A 15,128-nucleotide genomic window follows, 5' to 3' on the forward strand; every position below is an offset into this window, starting at 1 on the left:
CTATTATATCATATCAGGCAGAACTGGCAAGATGGCGGGCGCTTAGGAAGCACCCGAATCAGTCGGTTTCCGGAATGAACAAGGTCTGCCCCGGGTAAATCAGATTGCTGTCGAGGTTGTTCGCGCTTTTAATATCGAGAACCAGATCGCGCACATCGACCTTTTCTGACCGCTGATGGCGCACGGCGATCGTCCAAAGACTGTCGCCGGAACGAACCGTCACTTCTTTTCCTTTGGGCGGCTCCTTTTGCGCAGAGGAAGCAAACACCAGTTCGGTCAGCAAGTAAAAAAAGAGAGAAAACGTAAGCAAAAACAAAAGGGCTTGTCCTCTCGTAATACCAAGACGGGCACGACGCGGCTGTTTTTTCTCCAAACCGTTCGGGATCGACATTGCCTTCATAAACGATGACCTCCTGCAAACGTACGTTCTGTTTGTTCGTACTCCTATCTTATAGGGGAACATACGTTCATGTCAATCCCCAAACCGTCCGCCTTCCCCCTTTGCTTCTTTAGCGGCTGTATGCAGTCGGCTCACGTCGGGATGGCACCCGGCAGTACGGTGCTGAAGGTGCTTGCGGCGACCGCTACTCGCCCATCCGCCACAATTCGCAAGCGATGTCGAATCGCCTGCCTCCACCCGATCAAAAAATCCTGTTCGCCTCCGAATCGAACTTATGTTTGTCGAACGCAGGCTCCCATGGTATAATATAGGAAAATATGTTCGAGAAATCAGGGGTGTCTCTCAATGTCAAAACTATCCAGCAGACAACAAGCCATCATCGAATTCATTCGTAAGGAAGTCCGGGATAAAGGCTATCCGCCATCCGTCCGCGAGATTGGCGAAGCTGTCGGACTTGCCTCCAGCTCCACTGTGCACGGCCATCTGGCGCGTCTGGAAAAGAAGGGGCTGATCCGCCGCGACCCGACCAAGCCGCGCGCCATTGAACTATTGTCTGAGGAAGACCGCTTTCAGGACAACTTCGAGGACGCTGTCGTTCGCGTCCCTGTCATCGGGAAAGTAACCGCCGGACAACCGATTACCGCGATCGAGGATGTCGAGGAGTACTTCCCGCTTCCAGAAAATATCGTGACTTCAGACAAGGTGTACATGCTGCGGGTTTCCGGGAACAGCATGATCGACGCCGGCATTCTGGACGGCGACTACGTGATCGTGCGCCAGCAGCACGTCGCCAACAACGGCGACATCGTTGTCGCCATGACAGAAGAAGACGAAGCGACCGTCAAGCGCTTCTTCAAGGAGAAAAACCACTTCCGCCTCCAGCCGGAAAACGCCACGATGGAACCGATCATTTTGGACAACGTCACCATTCTCGGTAAAGTCATTGGCGTCTATCGTCTCATCCACTAATCGTTCTCGCCCATGCGCTTTCGAAAACCCGGCTGCTCCCAATCGCTTGGCGCAGCCTTCGTTGCATCGATACGGGATCACATGAAAAAAGGACAGCCCTCGCTGTCCTTTTTCGTCTCTCTTTTTTATCTGGCGAGGAAAAACCAGACGATCATGCCCACCTGCAATACGGCTTTGACGACCGCGCTGCCCAAAAAGCCGATCAGCGAGCCGAAGCCTGCCTTGACCGCTTTTTCCAGCGGCTGCTTTTGCCCGAACAGTTCTACCAACACCACCAGCACAAACGGCAAAAGCAGCATCCCGAACGGCGGAAACACAAAGATCCCGAGAAAAATCCCTGCGGCCGCAGCCACCGAAGACCATTTGGAGCCCCCGTATTTTTTCACGAAAAACATGTTGGTCAGCAGGTCGGCCCCGTACAGCAGGATACTGAGCACCACCATCCCCCACCAGAAAGACGCTGGCAGCCCCGCTCCCGGATCGGCTATGAAAAAGTGGTAGAGCAAAAAGCCTGCCCACAGCAAAATCGTATCCGGTAAGACCGGCAAGAATATACCGGCGATACTCAGCGCGAAAAGCAACAACACGATGATCCAAAGGAAAATATCCATCTCCATGCACTCCTCTCACATACGTATTACGAGAAACAGCCGATTCAAGTTGCACGTTTCTTTCCGTGAATGCGTGAAGTCGTTGAGGCGTTGGGGAGGAGCTGTAAATGACAAGGAAACGAGGGCTATCCATGACGCGAAACTGGCGCGATCTATCCTATTTGCATAGCGGGACACCCAAACAAAAAGCAGCGGGCCGGGCCATCGAGCAGTCCGCGATCATGCAGCGGCTACAAGCCTTTGATCCCGTGCTCACAGGCACGATTCCCCTCGATATCGACATCGCAACCAGCGATCTGGATATCATTTGCGAAAGCCACGACCTCGATCAGTTTGCCGAAGCCGCCCGCGCTTCCTATGCCACGCATGAAGGCTACAAGGAAGCTCGTCTGCTCGTGCAGGACGTGCCTACCTGCCTGATTGCGTTTTTTGCCTACGGCTTCTGGTTTGAGCTGTTTGCCCAGCCGCGCCCGATCGAACAGCAAAATGCGTATCGGCACATGGTCGTCGAGCACCGCTTGCTGCTGCTCGGTGGCGCGGACGCCCTCCGCGGTATTCGGCAGTTCAAGCAAAACGGCCTGAAAACCGAACCTGCTTTTGCCTCCTATTTTAACATTTCGGGAGACGATCCATACCAGGCGCTATTGGATGTGGAAAAGTGGACGGATGAACAGCTTCGCGCTCTTGTGGGCAGAATCCGTATGCATAAACGTCTCCGGTGAGTGTCATACTACCTCAAGATTGCGATGAAAGGAGGACTCTATCATGTCTTTAGTACCTTACGAGCCTTTTCGCCTGCTCGAAAACATGAGAAAAGATTTGGATCGGTTTTTTGAAGCCGGCATTCCAGCTATCGGAAATGTTGGGAATCGGTTTGGGATGCCCCGTATTGACTTGCATGAAACAGAAACGGAAATGATTGCTACTTGCGATATTCCCGGTTTGGAAAAGAAGGAAGACGTACATATAGACGTAGACCAGAACATCTTAACGATCAGTGGCAGTATCAACCGTACCCATGAAACGAAACAGGAACAAATCCACAAACAAGAACGTTTCGTCGGCCGCTTTCAACGATCCGTCACGTTGCCCACCCGTGTTGCGGAAGAAGGGATTAAAGCGTCTTACAAAAATGGGGTTCTCGAAATTCGTTTGCCGAAGGTCCAGCCTAACACAAAAAAGCGCATCGATGTTGATTTTCATTAAAGCCCTCTGCCGGAGGGCTTTTTTCACGGACATTCCCGATTGATACCATTCAATCGTGCTGTGGCTTCTATTCCTATCATCCTAGTAGAAAAGGAGCATTTTCTTCTACAAAGAAATTCCTGATAAAGGATTTTATGGGGGAACAAAGAATATGTCTACACTACCGTTAGGGCAATCTCAAGCAATAAGGAGAGGAAAAGGAGATTGAGGAAGCCGATTACTGATAGTGAATCCAGGGCTGAACTCGCCCGAAGTTTCCATAGCGTCTTTACAAGCACAGATTCATTCGGGGAAATGTACGCAGATACAATCATAGCGAGAATGATTCTTTTTCCGATTGATGGTTTTCATTTAACTGAAAATCAGTATAAAGCCTTAACGAAAGCGGCACAGTCAATCGGCGATCATTCCTTTTTCGTATCCGAAATCGAGAGAAAGGATAGCTTCGAAACCGTGTACGATCCTGACCGAGTCGTGCACTGGGAGGTTACTGTCACTACCCCTTATGCAGACTACCGCGATACGCTACTCATATTGGAAAACGCCATGTATTCGAAAAGCAATACGTGGGGTGCTTTCCTTTCATCAGAAGATCATGCTGTTATCGGGGGTTCCCAGGAGTTTATACAAGCATGTAAAACTAACTATCCAGACTGGCAAGCCGAAATGGATCATTTTAAAAGCCATTGGGAAACTGTTTGTCGCTCAAAACAGTGGGACGTGGAGTGGCTCTACAAATTTCTGGCATATGCCAACCGTTAAGACACACGCGATGGGAACACCCCTGACACGAAGAAGCTGGAAAGCGATCGTATGAGTACGTTCAAGGCGTACATACAGGGAATCTACGCGTACATGTGGGCGTTTTGTGGGTGCCGCGAAAACGCCCACTCCTTTTTTGACCTCCCCCACAAAAAGAAACCCCCTCGCGCCCAACAGGCACAAGGGGTCTCGCTTCTTAGTACGTGCTCATGTACTGCTCGCGCTCCCAATCGTGGACGCGTGTGCGGAACATATCCCACTCGATTTCTTTTGCTTCGATGAAGTGTACCAGCGCGTGCTCGCCCAGTGCTTCGCAGATCACGGGATCGGCTTTCAGGCACTCGATCGCTTCCTTGAGCGTAGCTGGCAGGTTGACGATGCCGTTTGCTTCGCGCTCTTCTTCCGTCATCACGTAGATGTTGCGGTCGATGGCTGGCGGTACTTCCAGTTTGTTTTTGATTCCGTCCAGGCCGGCTTTCAGCATGACTGCCAATGCGAGGTACGGGTTTGTGGCTGGATCCGGGCTGCGCACTTCGATACGGGTTCCCATGCCGCGAGAGGCTGGAATCCGGATCAGCGGCGAGCGGTTTTTCGCGGACCATGCCACGTAGCAAGGAGCTTCATAGCCCGGCACCAGACGTTTGTAGGAGTTCACGAGCGGGTTGGTGATCGCTGTGAAGCCGCGAGCGTGATGCAAAATACCGGCAAGGTAATGCTTCGCAGTTTGGCTCAGGCCCATCTCGTCTGTCTCGTCGTAGAACGCATTTTCGTTACCGCGGAACAGGGATTGGTTCGCGTGCATACCGGAGCCTGCCACTCCATACAGCGGTTTTGGCATGAAGGTTGCGTGCAGGCCGTGCTTTTGCGCGATGGTTTTGACTACCAGCTTGAACGTCAAAATCTGGTCGGCCGCTTGCAGCGCGTTTGCGTATTTGAAGTCGATTTCGTGTTGGCCTGGCGCTACTTCGTGGTGGGACGCTTCGATTTCAAAGCCCATTTTTTCCAGCGTCAAGACGATGTCACGACGGCAGTTTTCGCCAGTGTCGAGTGGAGCGAAGTCAAAATAGCCACCCTGGTCGTTCAGGTCAAGCGTAGGTTCGCCTTTTTCGTTGAGCTTGAACAGGAAGAATTCAGGTTCTGGCCCCACGTTGAACGCCGAGAAGCCCATTTCTTCTGCTTCTTTCAGCGCGCGCTTCAAAATGTAGCGAGGGTCACCCTCGAACGGAGAGCCATCCGGCATGTAGATATCACAGATCAGACGCGCCACTTTCCCATGCTCGTTGCCCCATGGGAATACAACCCAGGTATCCAGGTCCGGTACCAGGTACATATCCGATTCCTCGATGCGGACAAAGCCTTCGATGGAAGAACCGTCAAACATCAGTTTGTTGTCCAACGCTTTTGGCAGTTGGGACAGAGGAATTTCCACGTTTTTGATAATCCCCAGCAGGTCAGTAAACTGCAGACGGATGTATCTTACGTCCTCTTCCTGGGCCAATCGCATAATGTCTTCTCTTGTGTACTTGCTCACATTCTCTCCTCCTGTCTCTCTCACAACTTTGTATTAGTGGAAGAAGCGGGATAGCTCTCCACGAATCAATGCGTCCTCGCCTGGGCGGGCAGCATTGCGATACATAATCTGTTGTCTGAGCAACTGATGCAGTTCCTTGTCAGACATGTCCTTGCGCTTCACCTCGGAGGTGGGCGAAATCTTCGTCGGCTCCGTGACAGGCTCTTGCATCTTCAGCACTTGCTTGATGCCGGCAATGTTGAGTCCTTTTTCAATCAATTCCTTGATCTCCAGCAGTCGGTCGACATCATTGAAGGAGAAGAGCCGCTGCTTCCCTTCCGTGCGAGCCGGCTGAATCAGGTCGTTTTGCTCGTAGTAGCGAATCTGTCTCGCAGTGAGATCGGTCAGCTTCATGACGATCCCAATGGGAAAGAGGGCCATATTCCGGCGAAGGTCATCACTCATGACTTGTCCCTCCTCTATCGTTTTCCTTATGCCCTATTTTATGCAAAAGCACAAACACTGTCAACGGATGTCAGAAAATATTACGCAGAAAAGTGACCCGTGTCGAGAAAAATCCGCGTTCGTCCTGCGATGCCAGTCCCAACGTCCGCCAAAAAAACGGCATCCTCTCCGCGAGAATGCCGTCTATATCCGCGCTATATCCGCGCCTCTGCTTGTGTTTCTTGTCTCCGGTTTATGTTTCAGGCAGCTCAAGCAGCCCTTTTTCCAGCATGCCGTTCAATGCGGTTAAAATCCCGACTTTGACGTGAGAATACGTCAAACCGCCCTGCACAAAGCCGAGGTATGGCGGACGAATGGGACCATCTGCGGAAAACTCGATGCTCGCCCCTTGGATGAACGTTCCCGCAGCCATAATGACCGGATCGGCGTAACCCGGCATCTCGCTCGGGTACGGCGTCACGTGCGAATCGACGGGAGCGGCTTTTTGAATCCCTTGGCAAAAGGCGATCAGTCGCTCGGCGCTGCCAAAAGCGACAGACTGGATCAGGTCTGTCCGCGGCTCATGCCAGAGCGGGTTTGTCCGAAAGCCGAGACGCTCCAGAAGAGCCGAGGAGAACACCGCGCCTTTGAGCGCTTCGCCCACGACGTGCGGCGCCAGGAAAAAGCCCTGGTACATTTCCAGGAGCGAGTACAGCGAAGCCCCGCCCTCTGCACCGATTCCCGGAGCCGCCATCCGGTAGGAGGCCAGCTTGACGAGGTCTTCCCGGCCGACGATATAGCCGCCTGTTTTGACCAGTCCGCCGCCCGGATTTTTAATCAGGGAGCCGGCCATGATGTCTGCGCCCACATGCAGCGGCTCCTGCTCTTCCGTAAATTCGCCGTAGCAGTTGTCCACAAAGACGACCACATCCGGCTTCCTTTCTTTGACAACGCGAATCATTTCCTTGATTTTGGCGATGGGGAAGGACGGGCGATCCGCATAGCCTCGCGAGCGCTGAATGCCGATCACTTTGGTCTTCGGCGTGATCGCCTGTACGACCGCTGCAAAATCAATCTCGCCCTCCGGCGTAAGCGGAACGTAGCTGTACCCGATGCCGTAGTCCTTGAGCGAGCCTTGCCCTTCGCCGCGCACTCCCACGACCTCCTCCAGGGTGTCGTACGGTTTGCCCGTGATGTAAAGCAAGTCGTCGCCAGGCCGGAGGATGCCGAACAGGCAAATGGCAATCGCATGCGTGCCGGAGATGATATGCGGCCGCACCAGCGCCGCCTCTCCGCCGAAAACGTCTGCGTAGATCGATTCCAGCGTAGCCCGCCCGGAATCGTCGTAGCCGTAGCCGGTTGACGGTGAAAAATGAAACTCGTTTACTTCGTGCTTTTGAAACGAACGCAGCACTTTCAATTGATTGGTGTCTACTAACGCAGAAATTTGACGATGTCTTTCGGAGATCATCGCTTCGACCTCCAGCACGAGAGGCCGAAGCTTTTCTCCATGGGAAAAGTAGTGAAACATCTGTGATCTTACCAACTCTCTTCAACAGTCTCTGGTTTGTCCAGGAGAAACGGGGCGATCTTTCCGTAGATCGGATTGTCGCGATTGACGCGCACGGTGACCAGGTACGATTCTTCCTCTTCGCTGAATTGCTGCTCCATCTCCACGCCTTCGCGATGCAGAAGCGACAGGATGTCCCCGCGTTCTACCGGGACACGCAGCTTCATTTCCTGGAAGGAGGTGAGCACGAACCGCTCAATCCGCGCAAGCAGCTTTTGCTGATCCTCCGGGCGCATGGCGGAGATGAGAATCGACTCGTCGGCATGCGGCAGATAGGCGCCTTCGGTCAGCAAATCTGCCTTGTTGAATACGACGAGCTGCGGGATTTCCTCCGCTTTCAGCTCGCGCAAAATTTTGTCCACGACCTCCATATGCACCCGCAAATCCGGATGGTGGCTGTCGACGACGTGCAAAATCAGATCGGCTTCCTTCACTCCCTCCAATGTGGAGCGAAAAGCAGCGACCAGGCTTGTGGGCAAATCCTGAATGAAGCCGACCGTATCCGTCAAGAGCACTTCCAGACCGCTCGGCAGCACGAGCTGTCGGGTCGTCGGGTCCAGCGTAGCAAACAGCTTATCTTCCTGCAAGGTGTTGGCTTGGGTCAGTTGATTGAGGATCGTCGACTTGCCCGCGTTCGTATAGCCGACCAGCGCAATTTGGAACACATTGTTTTTCTTGCGCCGTTCCCGATGGAGCTGTCGCGTCCGAATCGTGTCGTCCAGCTGCTGCTTCAACTCGCTGATTCGCTTGCGAATGTGGCGGCGGTCGCTTTCCAGCTTGGATTCCCCCGGACCGCGCGTCCCGATGCCGCCCCCCAGCCGGGAGAGCTGCTTGCCCTGACCCGCAAGACGCGGCAGCAAATAGTTGTACTGGGCAAGCTCCACCTGAATCTTCCCTTCGCGCGACTGCGCTCGCCCCGCGAAAATATCGAGAATAAGCTGCGTCCGGTCAATGACCTTGCAGTCAAAAATCTTATCCAGATTGCGCGTCTGACTGGGGGACAGCTCATCATTGAAAATGATGACGTCTACGTCCAGCTCGCGGGCCTTTTCGGCAATTTCGTCAATCTTGCCCGTCCCCAAATACCAGGCGGCGTCGATTCGATCTCTGTTTTGCGTCACGACATCGAGCACTTCGACGCCAGCCGTTTCCGCCAGCTCATGCAATTCTTCCATGGAGAGACGGGTTCGCTCTTCATCGCGGTTATCCAGGTAGCAACCAACCAAGATGGCGGTTTCTTTTGTCTTGATCCATTCGTTCACCGATTCACGCCCTTTCTTCTCCCTATCATACCACAATTTGCCCCTTTCGTTGCGATGGCACTGCCAGTCTGGTCACCCGATGTTCGCCACTGGACAAAACAACAGTCCCTCGCAAGCGGGAGGGACCGAAACGACGGCGGAACCGTCACACCTGAAAGTCTTCGGCTCTTAGCCGCCGCAGCTCCTCACGCGTCAGCTCGTTGGATTTTATCAGCCGGACCGCCTGCACCCTGATCGCTTTCTCGATGCAATTTCGCACAAACCTGGCGTTGCTGAAATTTTGCTGAAACGGATCATTGACGATCCCGGTCAGCAGACGGCGGATTTTCTCTTTCGCCTCTCTCGTCAGCTCAAAGTCCTTTTCGCGTGCCATGAGCTGGGCGATGTCCAAAAGTTCGTCCACACTATAATCGGAAAAGTTGATGTGAACAGGAAACCGGGAAGGCAGGCCGGGATTCAGTTCCAGAAACTGCTCCATCTCTTCGTTGTACCCGGCAATAATACAAATAAAGTCCTTGCCCGAATCCTCAAGAGCTTTTGTCAGGCAGTCAACCGCCTCTTTGCCGAAATCTTTTTCGCCCCCTCTGGCCAAGGAATACGCTTCGTCAATAAACAAAATCCCGCCGAGTGCCTTTTTGACCAGTTCGCGCGTTTTTTGCGCGGTATGACCGATGAACTCGCCGACCAGATCGGCGCGTTCCACCTCGATCAGATGACCTTTGCTCAAAATGCCCATTTCGCGGAACATTTTGCCGAACAAACGGGCAACCGTCGTCTTGCCCGTGCCCGGGTTTCCCTTAAATACCATATGAAACACTTGCTTTTCAATTTTCAGCTGATGCTTTTCCCGTTCCTTGTTGATTTTGATCAGCGCATAAATCTCATACATCGTCTTCTTCGCTTCCTGCAGACCGATTAAATGTTCCAGTTCATCAAACAAGGAGGCCAATTCACTAGGTGCGGATGCATTGACATATTCCGATAGCGTTTCAGGCTTCTTGATGGATAAATCATTGCGCTTGAATACGACTTGAATCCGATTGGAATGGGAAGCGGAGGAAGCAGAGCTGGAATCCATAGAGAGACTGCTTTCCGAAGGTCTCATGTTCGGTCACCTGCCTTTATGCATCGCTCGAAACGTTCGTCCCTGCCTGTCATGTGCGTACAGCCGCGCATTCCTGCTTTATGTTCAAAAGTGTCATCCTGTTTGGGCCATCTTGCTGGCATGAAGGCTTTTTCAGCCATACAGTAGTATACTCAGGAGCGGGGCAAACCTGCCCTATTTTTTCACTCCCGGCCCATTCACCAGGGGGGCAAGCAGACAAATCCCGAGCAGGCTTCCGGAGAGAAAAGGAACGACCTGCCGCAACGGATGAATCAAGGGAGACACCCCTTTCACGAAGAAAGCATGCCAGAAGACGGCGAGCAGTCCTTTGGCGACGACGTATCGGTACACAACATACAGGGCGATCACGAGCGGAAGATCCACGCAAAACAGGCCAGGAAGCGTGTGACTGTAGACGCTGTACGGCTGCATACGCAAAAAATATTCTAAATCCGGTGCCATGCTGCCCCAGACGAGAGCTGGAAAAGACACCCAGCCCTGCCTGCGCAGCGGCAGGACAATCGCCGGGTGCGAAAAGGTAAACGGCATGAAATCACTCGCTTTTCTGTTTGATCTGACGCTACTTCGGAAGCAGGACAGCCACAACCTGCTTGCCGCTTACTTGAATGCCTTTTTCCAGCACGCCGCAATGCGCAAGCTCTTTGATGAGCTGCTCGATCATTTGTTTCGCTTCCTGGCTTTCTTTTTTCTCCAGGCGCACGGTCAATTGCACCGTGTCCCCTGCCGTGAGAATTTTTTCCGCCTGCCGCTTTTTCGTATCGTAGTCGTGCTCCTCGATATAGGCGCTCAAGCGAAGTTCTTTGCCTTTTCTGCCTTTTTCCGCTTTGCGCTGCTTGGCCTTTTCGCGGTTGAGCTGGTCTTTGTAGCTTGTGCGGCCAACCAACTGGCACGGCGGCGGGCTTGCGGCGAGCGAAAGGCACACCAGGTCTACTCCCAGTTCCTTTGCCATTTGCAGCGCAACTTTCGTGTCGACAATCCCGAGGTCCTCTCCGTTTACGCCTGTCAGACTGACTTCTGCCGCTTTTATTTTTTCGTTCACAATCATCGTTTGTCACCTGATCCTTTCCTGTTTCGGCATGCTTCCTTTCTCCACCCCTCGCCTTCTCTCCTTCCTGCCTCTGCCAAATGTTTCGCTGCCGCATGACGAATGCGCTGCGGTTTTGTATAATAGATCACGATTGCCTGTGGATTGCGAATTTTTTGCGTTGCCATTTCATTAGCAAGCTAACAGACAGTGGTTTTGGGCAGCTAGCGTCTCTCTCCATTCCATTCGAAAGGTTTGAACATTCCATTGAACCATGTAGCCAAAGAACTAGATTCATCGTCGCTTGCCGGCAGCAAGTGGCGCCGTTTGTGGATCGCTGCCATTTTAGGCTCCCTGTCGGCATTCGGTCCGTTATCGCTGGACATGTATTTGCCGGCATTGCCGCTGCTCGCAGACGACCTGCGTACCAGCACTTCGCTGGCCCAGCTTAGTCTCACCGCTTGTTTGATCGGGCTTTCGGTCGGTCAGCTTTTCGCGGGACCGATCAGCGATGTGCGCGGGCGGAGAACGCCGCTTTTGATCGGCCTGGTTTTGTACGCCTTGTCTTCCTTTTTATGCGCCGTTGCGCCTTCGATTTACACGTTTGTCTTTCTGCGCTTTGTGCAGGGGCTGGCTGGCTCGGCGGGGATTGTCATCGCCCGCGCAACTGTCCGCGACCTGTATTCCGGAACGGAGCTGACCAAGTTTTTTGCCCTGCTGATGCTCGTCAACGGAATTGCCCCGATCGCCGCGCCGATTATCGGCGGACAGCTGCTGGCATTCAGCACCTGGCACGGCGTCTTTGTCGCGCTTGGACTGATCGGCGCCGCCATGCTGCTCGTCGTCATTCTCGGCCTGCCGGAGACGTTGCCCGTCCATCGCCGCTCCCAAGCCGGGATCGGCAACACGCTCACGACTTTTGGCGGACTTTTGAAAGACCGGGTATTCATGGGCTACGCCTTGTCGCAAGGCTTGGTCACGGCCGCGATGTTCGCCTACATCGCTGGCTCGCCGTTTGTCTTCCAGAAAATTTTCGGCGTGTCTCCGCAAGGTTTCAGCATGATTTTTGCCATGAACGGGCTGGGCATTATCATCGCCAGTCAAATCACCGGAAGGCTCGCCGGAAAAGTCAAGGAAACGAAGCTGTTTGTCACCGGCATCTCGCTGGCAGGAGTCGGCGGCGTCGCTCTGCTCGCCATGATCTTGCTACAGGCGGGGCTGGTCGCTGTGCTCGTTCCGCTGTTCTTCGTCGTATCGAGCGTGGGGATCGTCGGAGCGACAGGCTTCTCGCTGGCGATGCAAAACCAGAGCAAGGCGGCAGGTAGCGCTTCTGCCCTGCAAGGTCTGCTGTCGTTCATCAGCGGCGGCATCGTCGCGCCATTGGTCGGGATTGGCGGAGAAGGCACGGCCGTTCCGATGGGAATTGTCATCGCGCTCGCCACGCTCGGCGCCATCTTCTGCTACCTCCTGATGATCCGCAGGAAGACGGTGGCATAAACAACGATTTTCCTGTCAGACGAGGACGCTTTGCCGGGTCCTCGTTTTTTCATCCCTTATTTGCGAACAAACGTTCTCTGTGGTACAATCTGGTTATGGGTTACGGAACTGCCCCCGCTTTTGCTCCTCCATAACCAAGCCTATATGCCAAGGAGATGATTCCGCAATGACATTGCATTTGATCCCGTATCTCGTCCTGAATGGAACGGCAAGGGAAGCAATCGCCTTTTACGAGCAAGCATTGGGTGCCAAAGTGCTGTACCAGCAGACCTTTGGCGAGATGCCGGAAAACCCTGCGTACCCTTTACCTGCGGAAGCGAAAAATCTCGTGGGACACGCCACTCTCCAAGTGGGAGAGAGCCATCTGATGCTTTCCGATACGTTCCCAGGACAGCCTCACCAGGCAGGCGATCAGGTGACCATTTGCATTTCCATCGGGGACAAAGCGGATGCGGAACGCATCTTCGCCACACTCCAGGAGGACGGGCACGTACAAATGCCTCTGCAAGAGACATTTTTCAGCCCTGCCTATGGCAGTGTGCGCGACAAGTTCGGCATTACCTTCCAGATTTTTACGGAAGGCAAACAGGAATAAGTGCTCCTTGGCTTGTCGATCATAACGTGCCAGACAGAAGGCCAGTCCAAACGCGCGAAACCGTGCTTGGACTGGCCCTCGTTTCTTTTTGCGCGCCATCGCGGTTCGCGACAAAGCCCCCTGCCACCTGCTGCTATAGCTTCCTGCCCGACTTTCGCCACTCCGCTTCGCTCCAGGAAATCAGGAATTAAAACAAAACAAATTAACGTTTTGTTTATAAAATAATAAACATAAAATAAAAATGTTTGTCAAATCCAACAAAAAAGTCTTGCCTCGCGCAAAAATCTCCGCTACACTTTGCAGTAATTTCGAAAAGGAAAGAGGGAAAGAAAATGAAACCTGCTACCTCACCACACAAGCCTGTTGTGGTGTCAGACAACCACGATCGAGTGGACGGCCGCTCTGCCCGAAACACAGCGGTGCGCTCTGTACGGAAAACGAGACGCTTCATGAAGGTATCCAGCCGTTCAGCCGCATGTGGAGCGACGACGATGAACTCATTGGCGAACGTTTGCGCTCGTTAGCCAAAATCTTAATTGATATGGGGTATTAACGTGTTTCAGAATCGGTATGTAAAAACCATCATCCTGTCCCGGGTGCTGTTGCATCTGGGCATCTGGACCCGGAATTTCGCCGTGCTTCTCTTCGTCAGTGAACGGACGAACAATGATCCGGTCTATTTATCACTGATTTCCGTTGCGGAATTCGCTCCGATCTTTCTGTTTGGACTGATTGGCGGAACGTTTGCCGATCGCTGGCCGCCCAAGCGGACGATGGTTTGGAGCGATCTCTTGTCTGGCTTGTCCGCAGGAGTTGTCCTGCTCGTGCTGATGAACGGCGGATGGATGGCTCTGTTCATCGGAACATTCGTTTCTGCCAGTCTCTCTCAATTTTCCCAGCCCTCGGCGATGAAGCTGTACAAGCGACACGTTCCGGCAGCGCAGCTGCAAGGGGTCATGGCACTATCGCAGACGTTAGTCGCGATTTTCATGGTTGTTGGCCCGGTCATCGGCACGTTTCTTTACTTGCAGTTTGGCATAACAGTCTCTCTCCTGCTGACGGCCGTCCTGTTTCTAGGTTCTTCGCTCATTTTGCTGACACTCCCCCGCGATTTGGCGGAAACGAAGCCAGGAGACGCCAGCGGCTTTCTCGCCGAGTTACAGGCCGGACTGCGCTATATCGGCTCCCATCGAGCGTTGCGAACCCTTTGCCTGACGTTTTCAGTCGTCGGGTTGGCATCTGGACTGACGCAGCCGCTCCAAATGTTCCTCGTGGTAGAAAATTTGCGGCAAGATCAATCCTTTTTGCAATGGCTCGTAATGACCAACGGAGCAGCCATGCTGATTGGCGGAGCTGTCCTCATCGGTATCGCCAAAAAGGTGCAGCCCCAGCTTTTGCTCATGGTTGGCCTGCTTGTCACTGCTGTATGTACGATTGGCTTGGGGAGTTCGACCGCGATGGGGCTGACGCTTGTTCTTTTGGCAATCAGCGGCTTCTTTTTTCCCTGCATTCAGAGTGGGATTCAGACATTGCTGATCCGCAACACAGAAGGCGCCTTGATTGGCCGGGTATCCGGCACGATCACGCCCGTTTTCATGGGAATGATGGTCGTCGGCATGTCCGTATCCGGTTCTCTCAAAGATACGTTCTCCCTTGGCGCGGTCTATGCCGCAAGCGGAGGGCTCATTCTCGTCGGTGCGGCTCTGCTGCTCCCCCTCGTCATGGAGAAGAAGCGCAGAGGCGAAAGTAGCGCCACATGACTACAGAAACAAGGCTTTCAGCACAGACGCTGAAAGCCTTGTTGGCGTGCCAGTTGCTGTTGTGTAAACCAAAGAAAAAACCAGGACGTAAAAGTCCTGGCTGGTGGTGGGCAGAGCGTTTTTCGTTTATTGCTGGTTGTTTTCCTGAGACATGAGCGATACTGGGCGTTGCGGTGTGAAGGTGGAGATGGCATGCTTGTATACCAACTGTTGCTTGCCTTCGCTATCAATCACAATCGTGAAATTATCGAACGCTTTAATATACCCGCGCAATTGATATCCGTTCACAAGGAAAATCGTAACGGCCACGTTTTCTTTCCGCAAATGGTTCAAGAACGTATCTTGAATGTTGATCGTCTGTTTCATGTACACTACCCCCTAAAAGGACTTGT

The 15,128-nt window shown here is 53.2% G+C and carries 18 protein-coding genes; 8 read left to right on the top strand and 10 right to left on the bottom strand.

The window, feature by feature from the left end:
• Positions 1 to 58: 58 nt before the first annotated feature.
• Positions 59 to 400, bottom strand: a complete 342-nt coding sequence (gene yneA, locus ACTHO6_RS10795; RefSeq protein WP_440241546.1) for a cell division suppressor protein YneA — start codon at positions 398 to 400, stop codon at positions 59 to 61.
• 345 nt (positions 401 to 745) lie between these two features.
• On the opposite strand from yneA, the gene lexA reads away from it, so the two are divergent.
• Entirely contained in the window at positions 746 to 1,369 is a 624-nt protein-coding gene (gene lexA, locus ACTHO6_RS10800; RefSeq protein WP_440241547.1) for a transcriptional repressor LexA, read from the top strand.
• A gap of 125 nt (positions 1,370 to 1,494) precedes the next feature.
• Here lexA and ACTHO6_RS10805 read toward each other — a convergent pair whose 3' ends face one another.
• Positions 1,495 to 1,980 (bottom strand): DUF456 domain-containing protein, encoded by a 486-nt coding sequence (locus ACTHO6_RS10805; protein WP_440241548.1) that lies wholly within the window; start codon positions 1,978 to 1,980, stop codon positions 1,495 to 1,497.
• Positions 1,981 to 2,087: 107 nt separating this feature from the next.
• Here ACTHO6_RS10805 and ACTHO6_RS10810 point away from each other — a divergent pair, with 107 nt between their 5' ends.
• The 3 genes from ACTHO6_RS10810 to ACTHO6_RS10820 all read left to right on the top strand — a co-directional run bounded on the left by ACTHO6_RS10810 (position 2,088) and on the right by ACTHO6_RS10820 (position 3,948).
• Complete coding sequence (locus ACTHO6_RS10810; RefSeq protein WP_440241549.1) at positions 2,088 to 2,702, top strand: DUF4269 domain-containing protein; 615 nt, start codon at positions 2,088 to 2,090, stop codon at positions 2,700 to 2,702.
• Between the two features lie 43 nt (positions 2,703 to 2,745).
• Positions 2,746 to 3,186 (top strand): Hsp20/alpha crystallin family protein, encoded by a 441-nt coding sequence (locus ACTHO6_RS10815; RefSeq protein WP_440241551.1) that lies wholly within the window; start codon positions 2,746 to 2,748, stop codon positions 3,184 to 3,186.
• Between the two features lie 204 nt (positions 3,187 to 3,390).
• A complete protein-coding gene (locus ACTHO6_RS10820) occupies positions 3,391 to 3,948 on the top strand; it encodes a hypothetical protein (RefSeq protein WP_440241552.1) in 558 nt (185 codons plus the stop codon).
• A 196-nt stretch (positions 3,949 to 4,144) separates the two neighbouring features.
• Here ACTHO6_RS10820 and glnA read toward each other — a convergent pair whose 3' ends face one another.
• From glnA to infC, 7 genes are all read right to left on the bottom strand, one after another.
• Positions 4,145 to 5,479, bottom strand: coding sequence for a type I glutamate--ammonia ligase (glnA, locus tag ACTHO6_RS10825; protein WP_440241553.1), 1,335 nt, complete (start codon positions 5,477 to 5,479; stop codon positions 4,145 to 4,147).
• Positions 5,480 to 5,512: 33 nt separating this feature from the next.
• Complete coding sequence (locus ACTHO6_RS10830; protein ID WP_440241554.1) at positions 5,513 to 5,923, bottom strand: MerR family transcriptional regulator; 411 nt, start codon at positions 5,921 to 5,923, stop codon at positions 5,513 to 5,515.
• A 232-nt stretch (positions 5,924 to 6,155) separates the two neighbouring features.
• On the bottom strand, positions 6,156 to 7,433 hold the full coding sequence (locus ACTHO6_RS10835; protein WP_440241555.1) for an aminotransferase class I/II-fold pyridoxal phosphate-dependent enzyme: 1,278 nt from the start codon (positions 7,431 to 7,433) through the stop codon (positions 6,156 to 6,158).
• A gap of 8 nt (positions 7,434 to 7,441) precedes the next feature.
• A complete protein-coding gene (hflX, locus tag ACTHO6_RS10840) occupies positions 7,442 to 8,734 on the bottom strand; it encodes a GTPase HflX (protein WP_440241557.1) in 1,293 nt (430 codons plus the stop codon).
• Between the two features lie 145 nt (positions 8,735 to 8,879).
• The gene (locus tag ACTHO6_RS10845) at positions 8,880 to 9,839 is read right to left on the bottom strand and encodes an AAA family ATPase (RefSeq protein ID WP_440241558.1); all 960 of its coding nucleotides are present in this window, start codon (positions 9,837 to 9,839) and stop codon (positions 8,880 to 8,882) included.
• Between the two features lie 174 nt (positions 9,840 to 10,013).
• Positions 10,014 to 10,388 (bottom strand): DUF4184 family protein, encoded by a 375-nt coding sequence (locus tag ACTHO6_RS10850; protein ID WP_440241559.1) that lies wholly within the window; start codon positions 10,386 to 10,388, stop codon positions 10,014 to 10,016.
• 31 nt (positions 10,389 to 10,419) lie between these two features.
• Positions 10,420 to 10,905 carry a translation initiation factor IF-3 gene (gene infC / locus ACTHO6_RS10855; RefSeq protein ID WP_440241560.1) on the bottom strand — a complete coding sequence of 162 codons (486 nt, stop codon included), beginning with the start codon at positions 10,903 to 10,905 and terminating at the stop codon, positions 10,420 to 10,422.
• A 246-nt stretch (positions 10,906 to 11,151) separates the two neighbouring features.
• On the opposite strand from infC, the gene ACTHO6_RS10860 reads away from it, so the two are divergent.
• The 4 genes from ACTHO6_RS10860 (at position 11,152) to ACTHO6_RS10875 (ending at position 14,736) form a co-directional block, all read left to right on the top strand.
• The gene (locus tag ACTHO6_RS10860) at positions 11,152 to 12,381 is read left to right on the top strand and encodes a multidrug effflux MFS transporter (protein ID WP_440241561.1); all 1,230 of its coding nucleotides are present in this window, start codon (positions 11,152 to 11,154) and stop codon (positions 12,379 to 12,381) included.
• Between the two features lie 166 nt (positions 12,382 to 12,547).
• On the top strand, positions 12,548 to 12,976 hold the full coding sequence (locus tag ACTHO6_RS10865; RefSeq protein WP_440241562.1) for a VOC family protein: 429 nt from the start codon (positions 12,548 to 12,550) through the stop codon (positions 12,974 to 12,976).
• 475 nt (positions 12,977 to 13,451) lie between these two features.
• Positions 13,452 to 13,529, top strand: coding sequence for a hypothetical protein (locus ACTHO6_RS10870; protein WP_440241585.1), 78 nt, complete (start codon positions 13,452 to 13,454; stop codon positions 13,527 to 13,529).
• 1 nt (position 13,530) lies between these two features.
• On the top strand, positions 13,531 to 14,736 hold the full coding sequence (locus ACTHO6_RS10875; RefSeq protein WP_440241563.1) for an MFS transporter: 1,206 nt from the start codon (positions 13,531 to 13,533) through the stop codon (positions 14,734 to 14,736).
• Between the two features lie 126 nt (positions 14,737 to 14,862).
• Here the strand turns inward: ACTHO6_RS10875 and hfq are convergent, their stop codons facing one another.
• A complete protein-coding gene (gene hfq / locus ACTHO6_RS10880; protein ID WP_440241564.1) occupies positions 14,863 to 15,102 on the bottom strand; it encodes an RNA chaperone Hfq in 240 nt (79 codons plus the stop codon).
• Positions 15,103 to 15,128: the final 26 nt, after the last annotated feature.

Source organism: Brevibacillus sp. SAFN-007a (assembly GCF_051967035.1).
In the GTDB taxonomy this organism is placed as follows: domain Bacteria; phylum Bacillota; class Bacilli; order Brevibacillales; family Brevibacillaceae; genus Brevibacillus.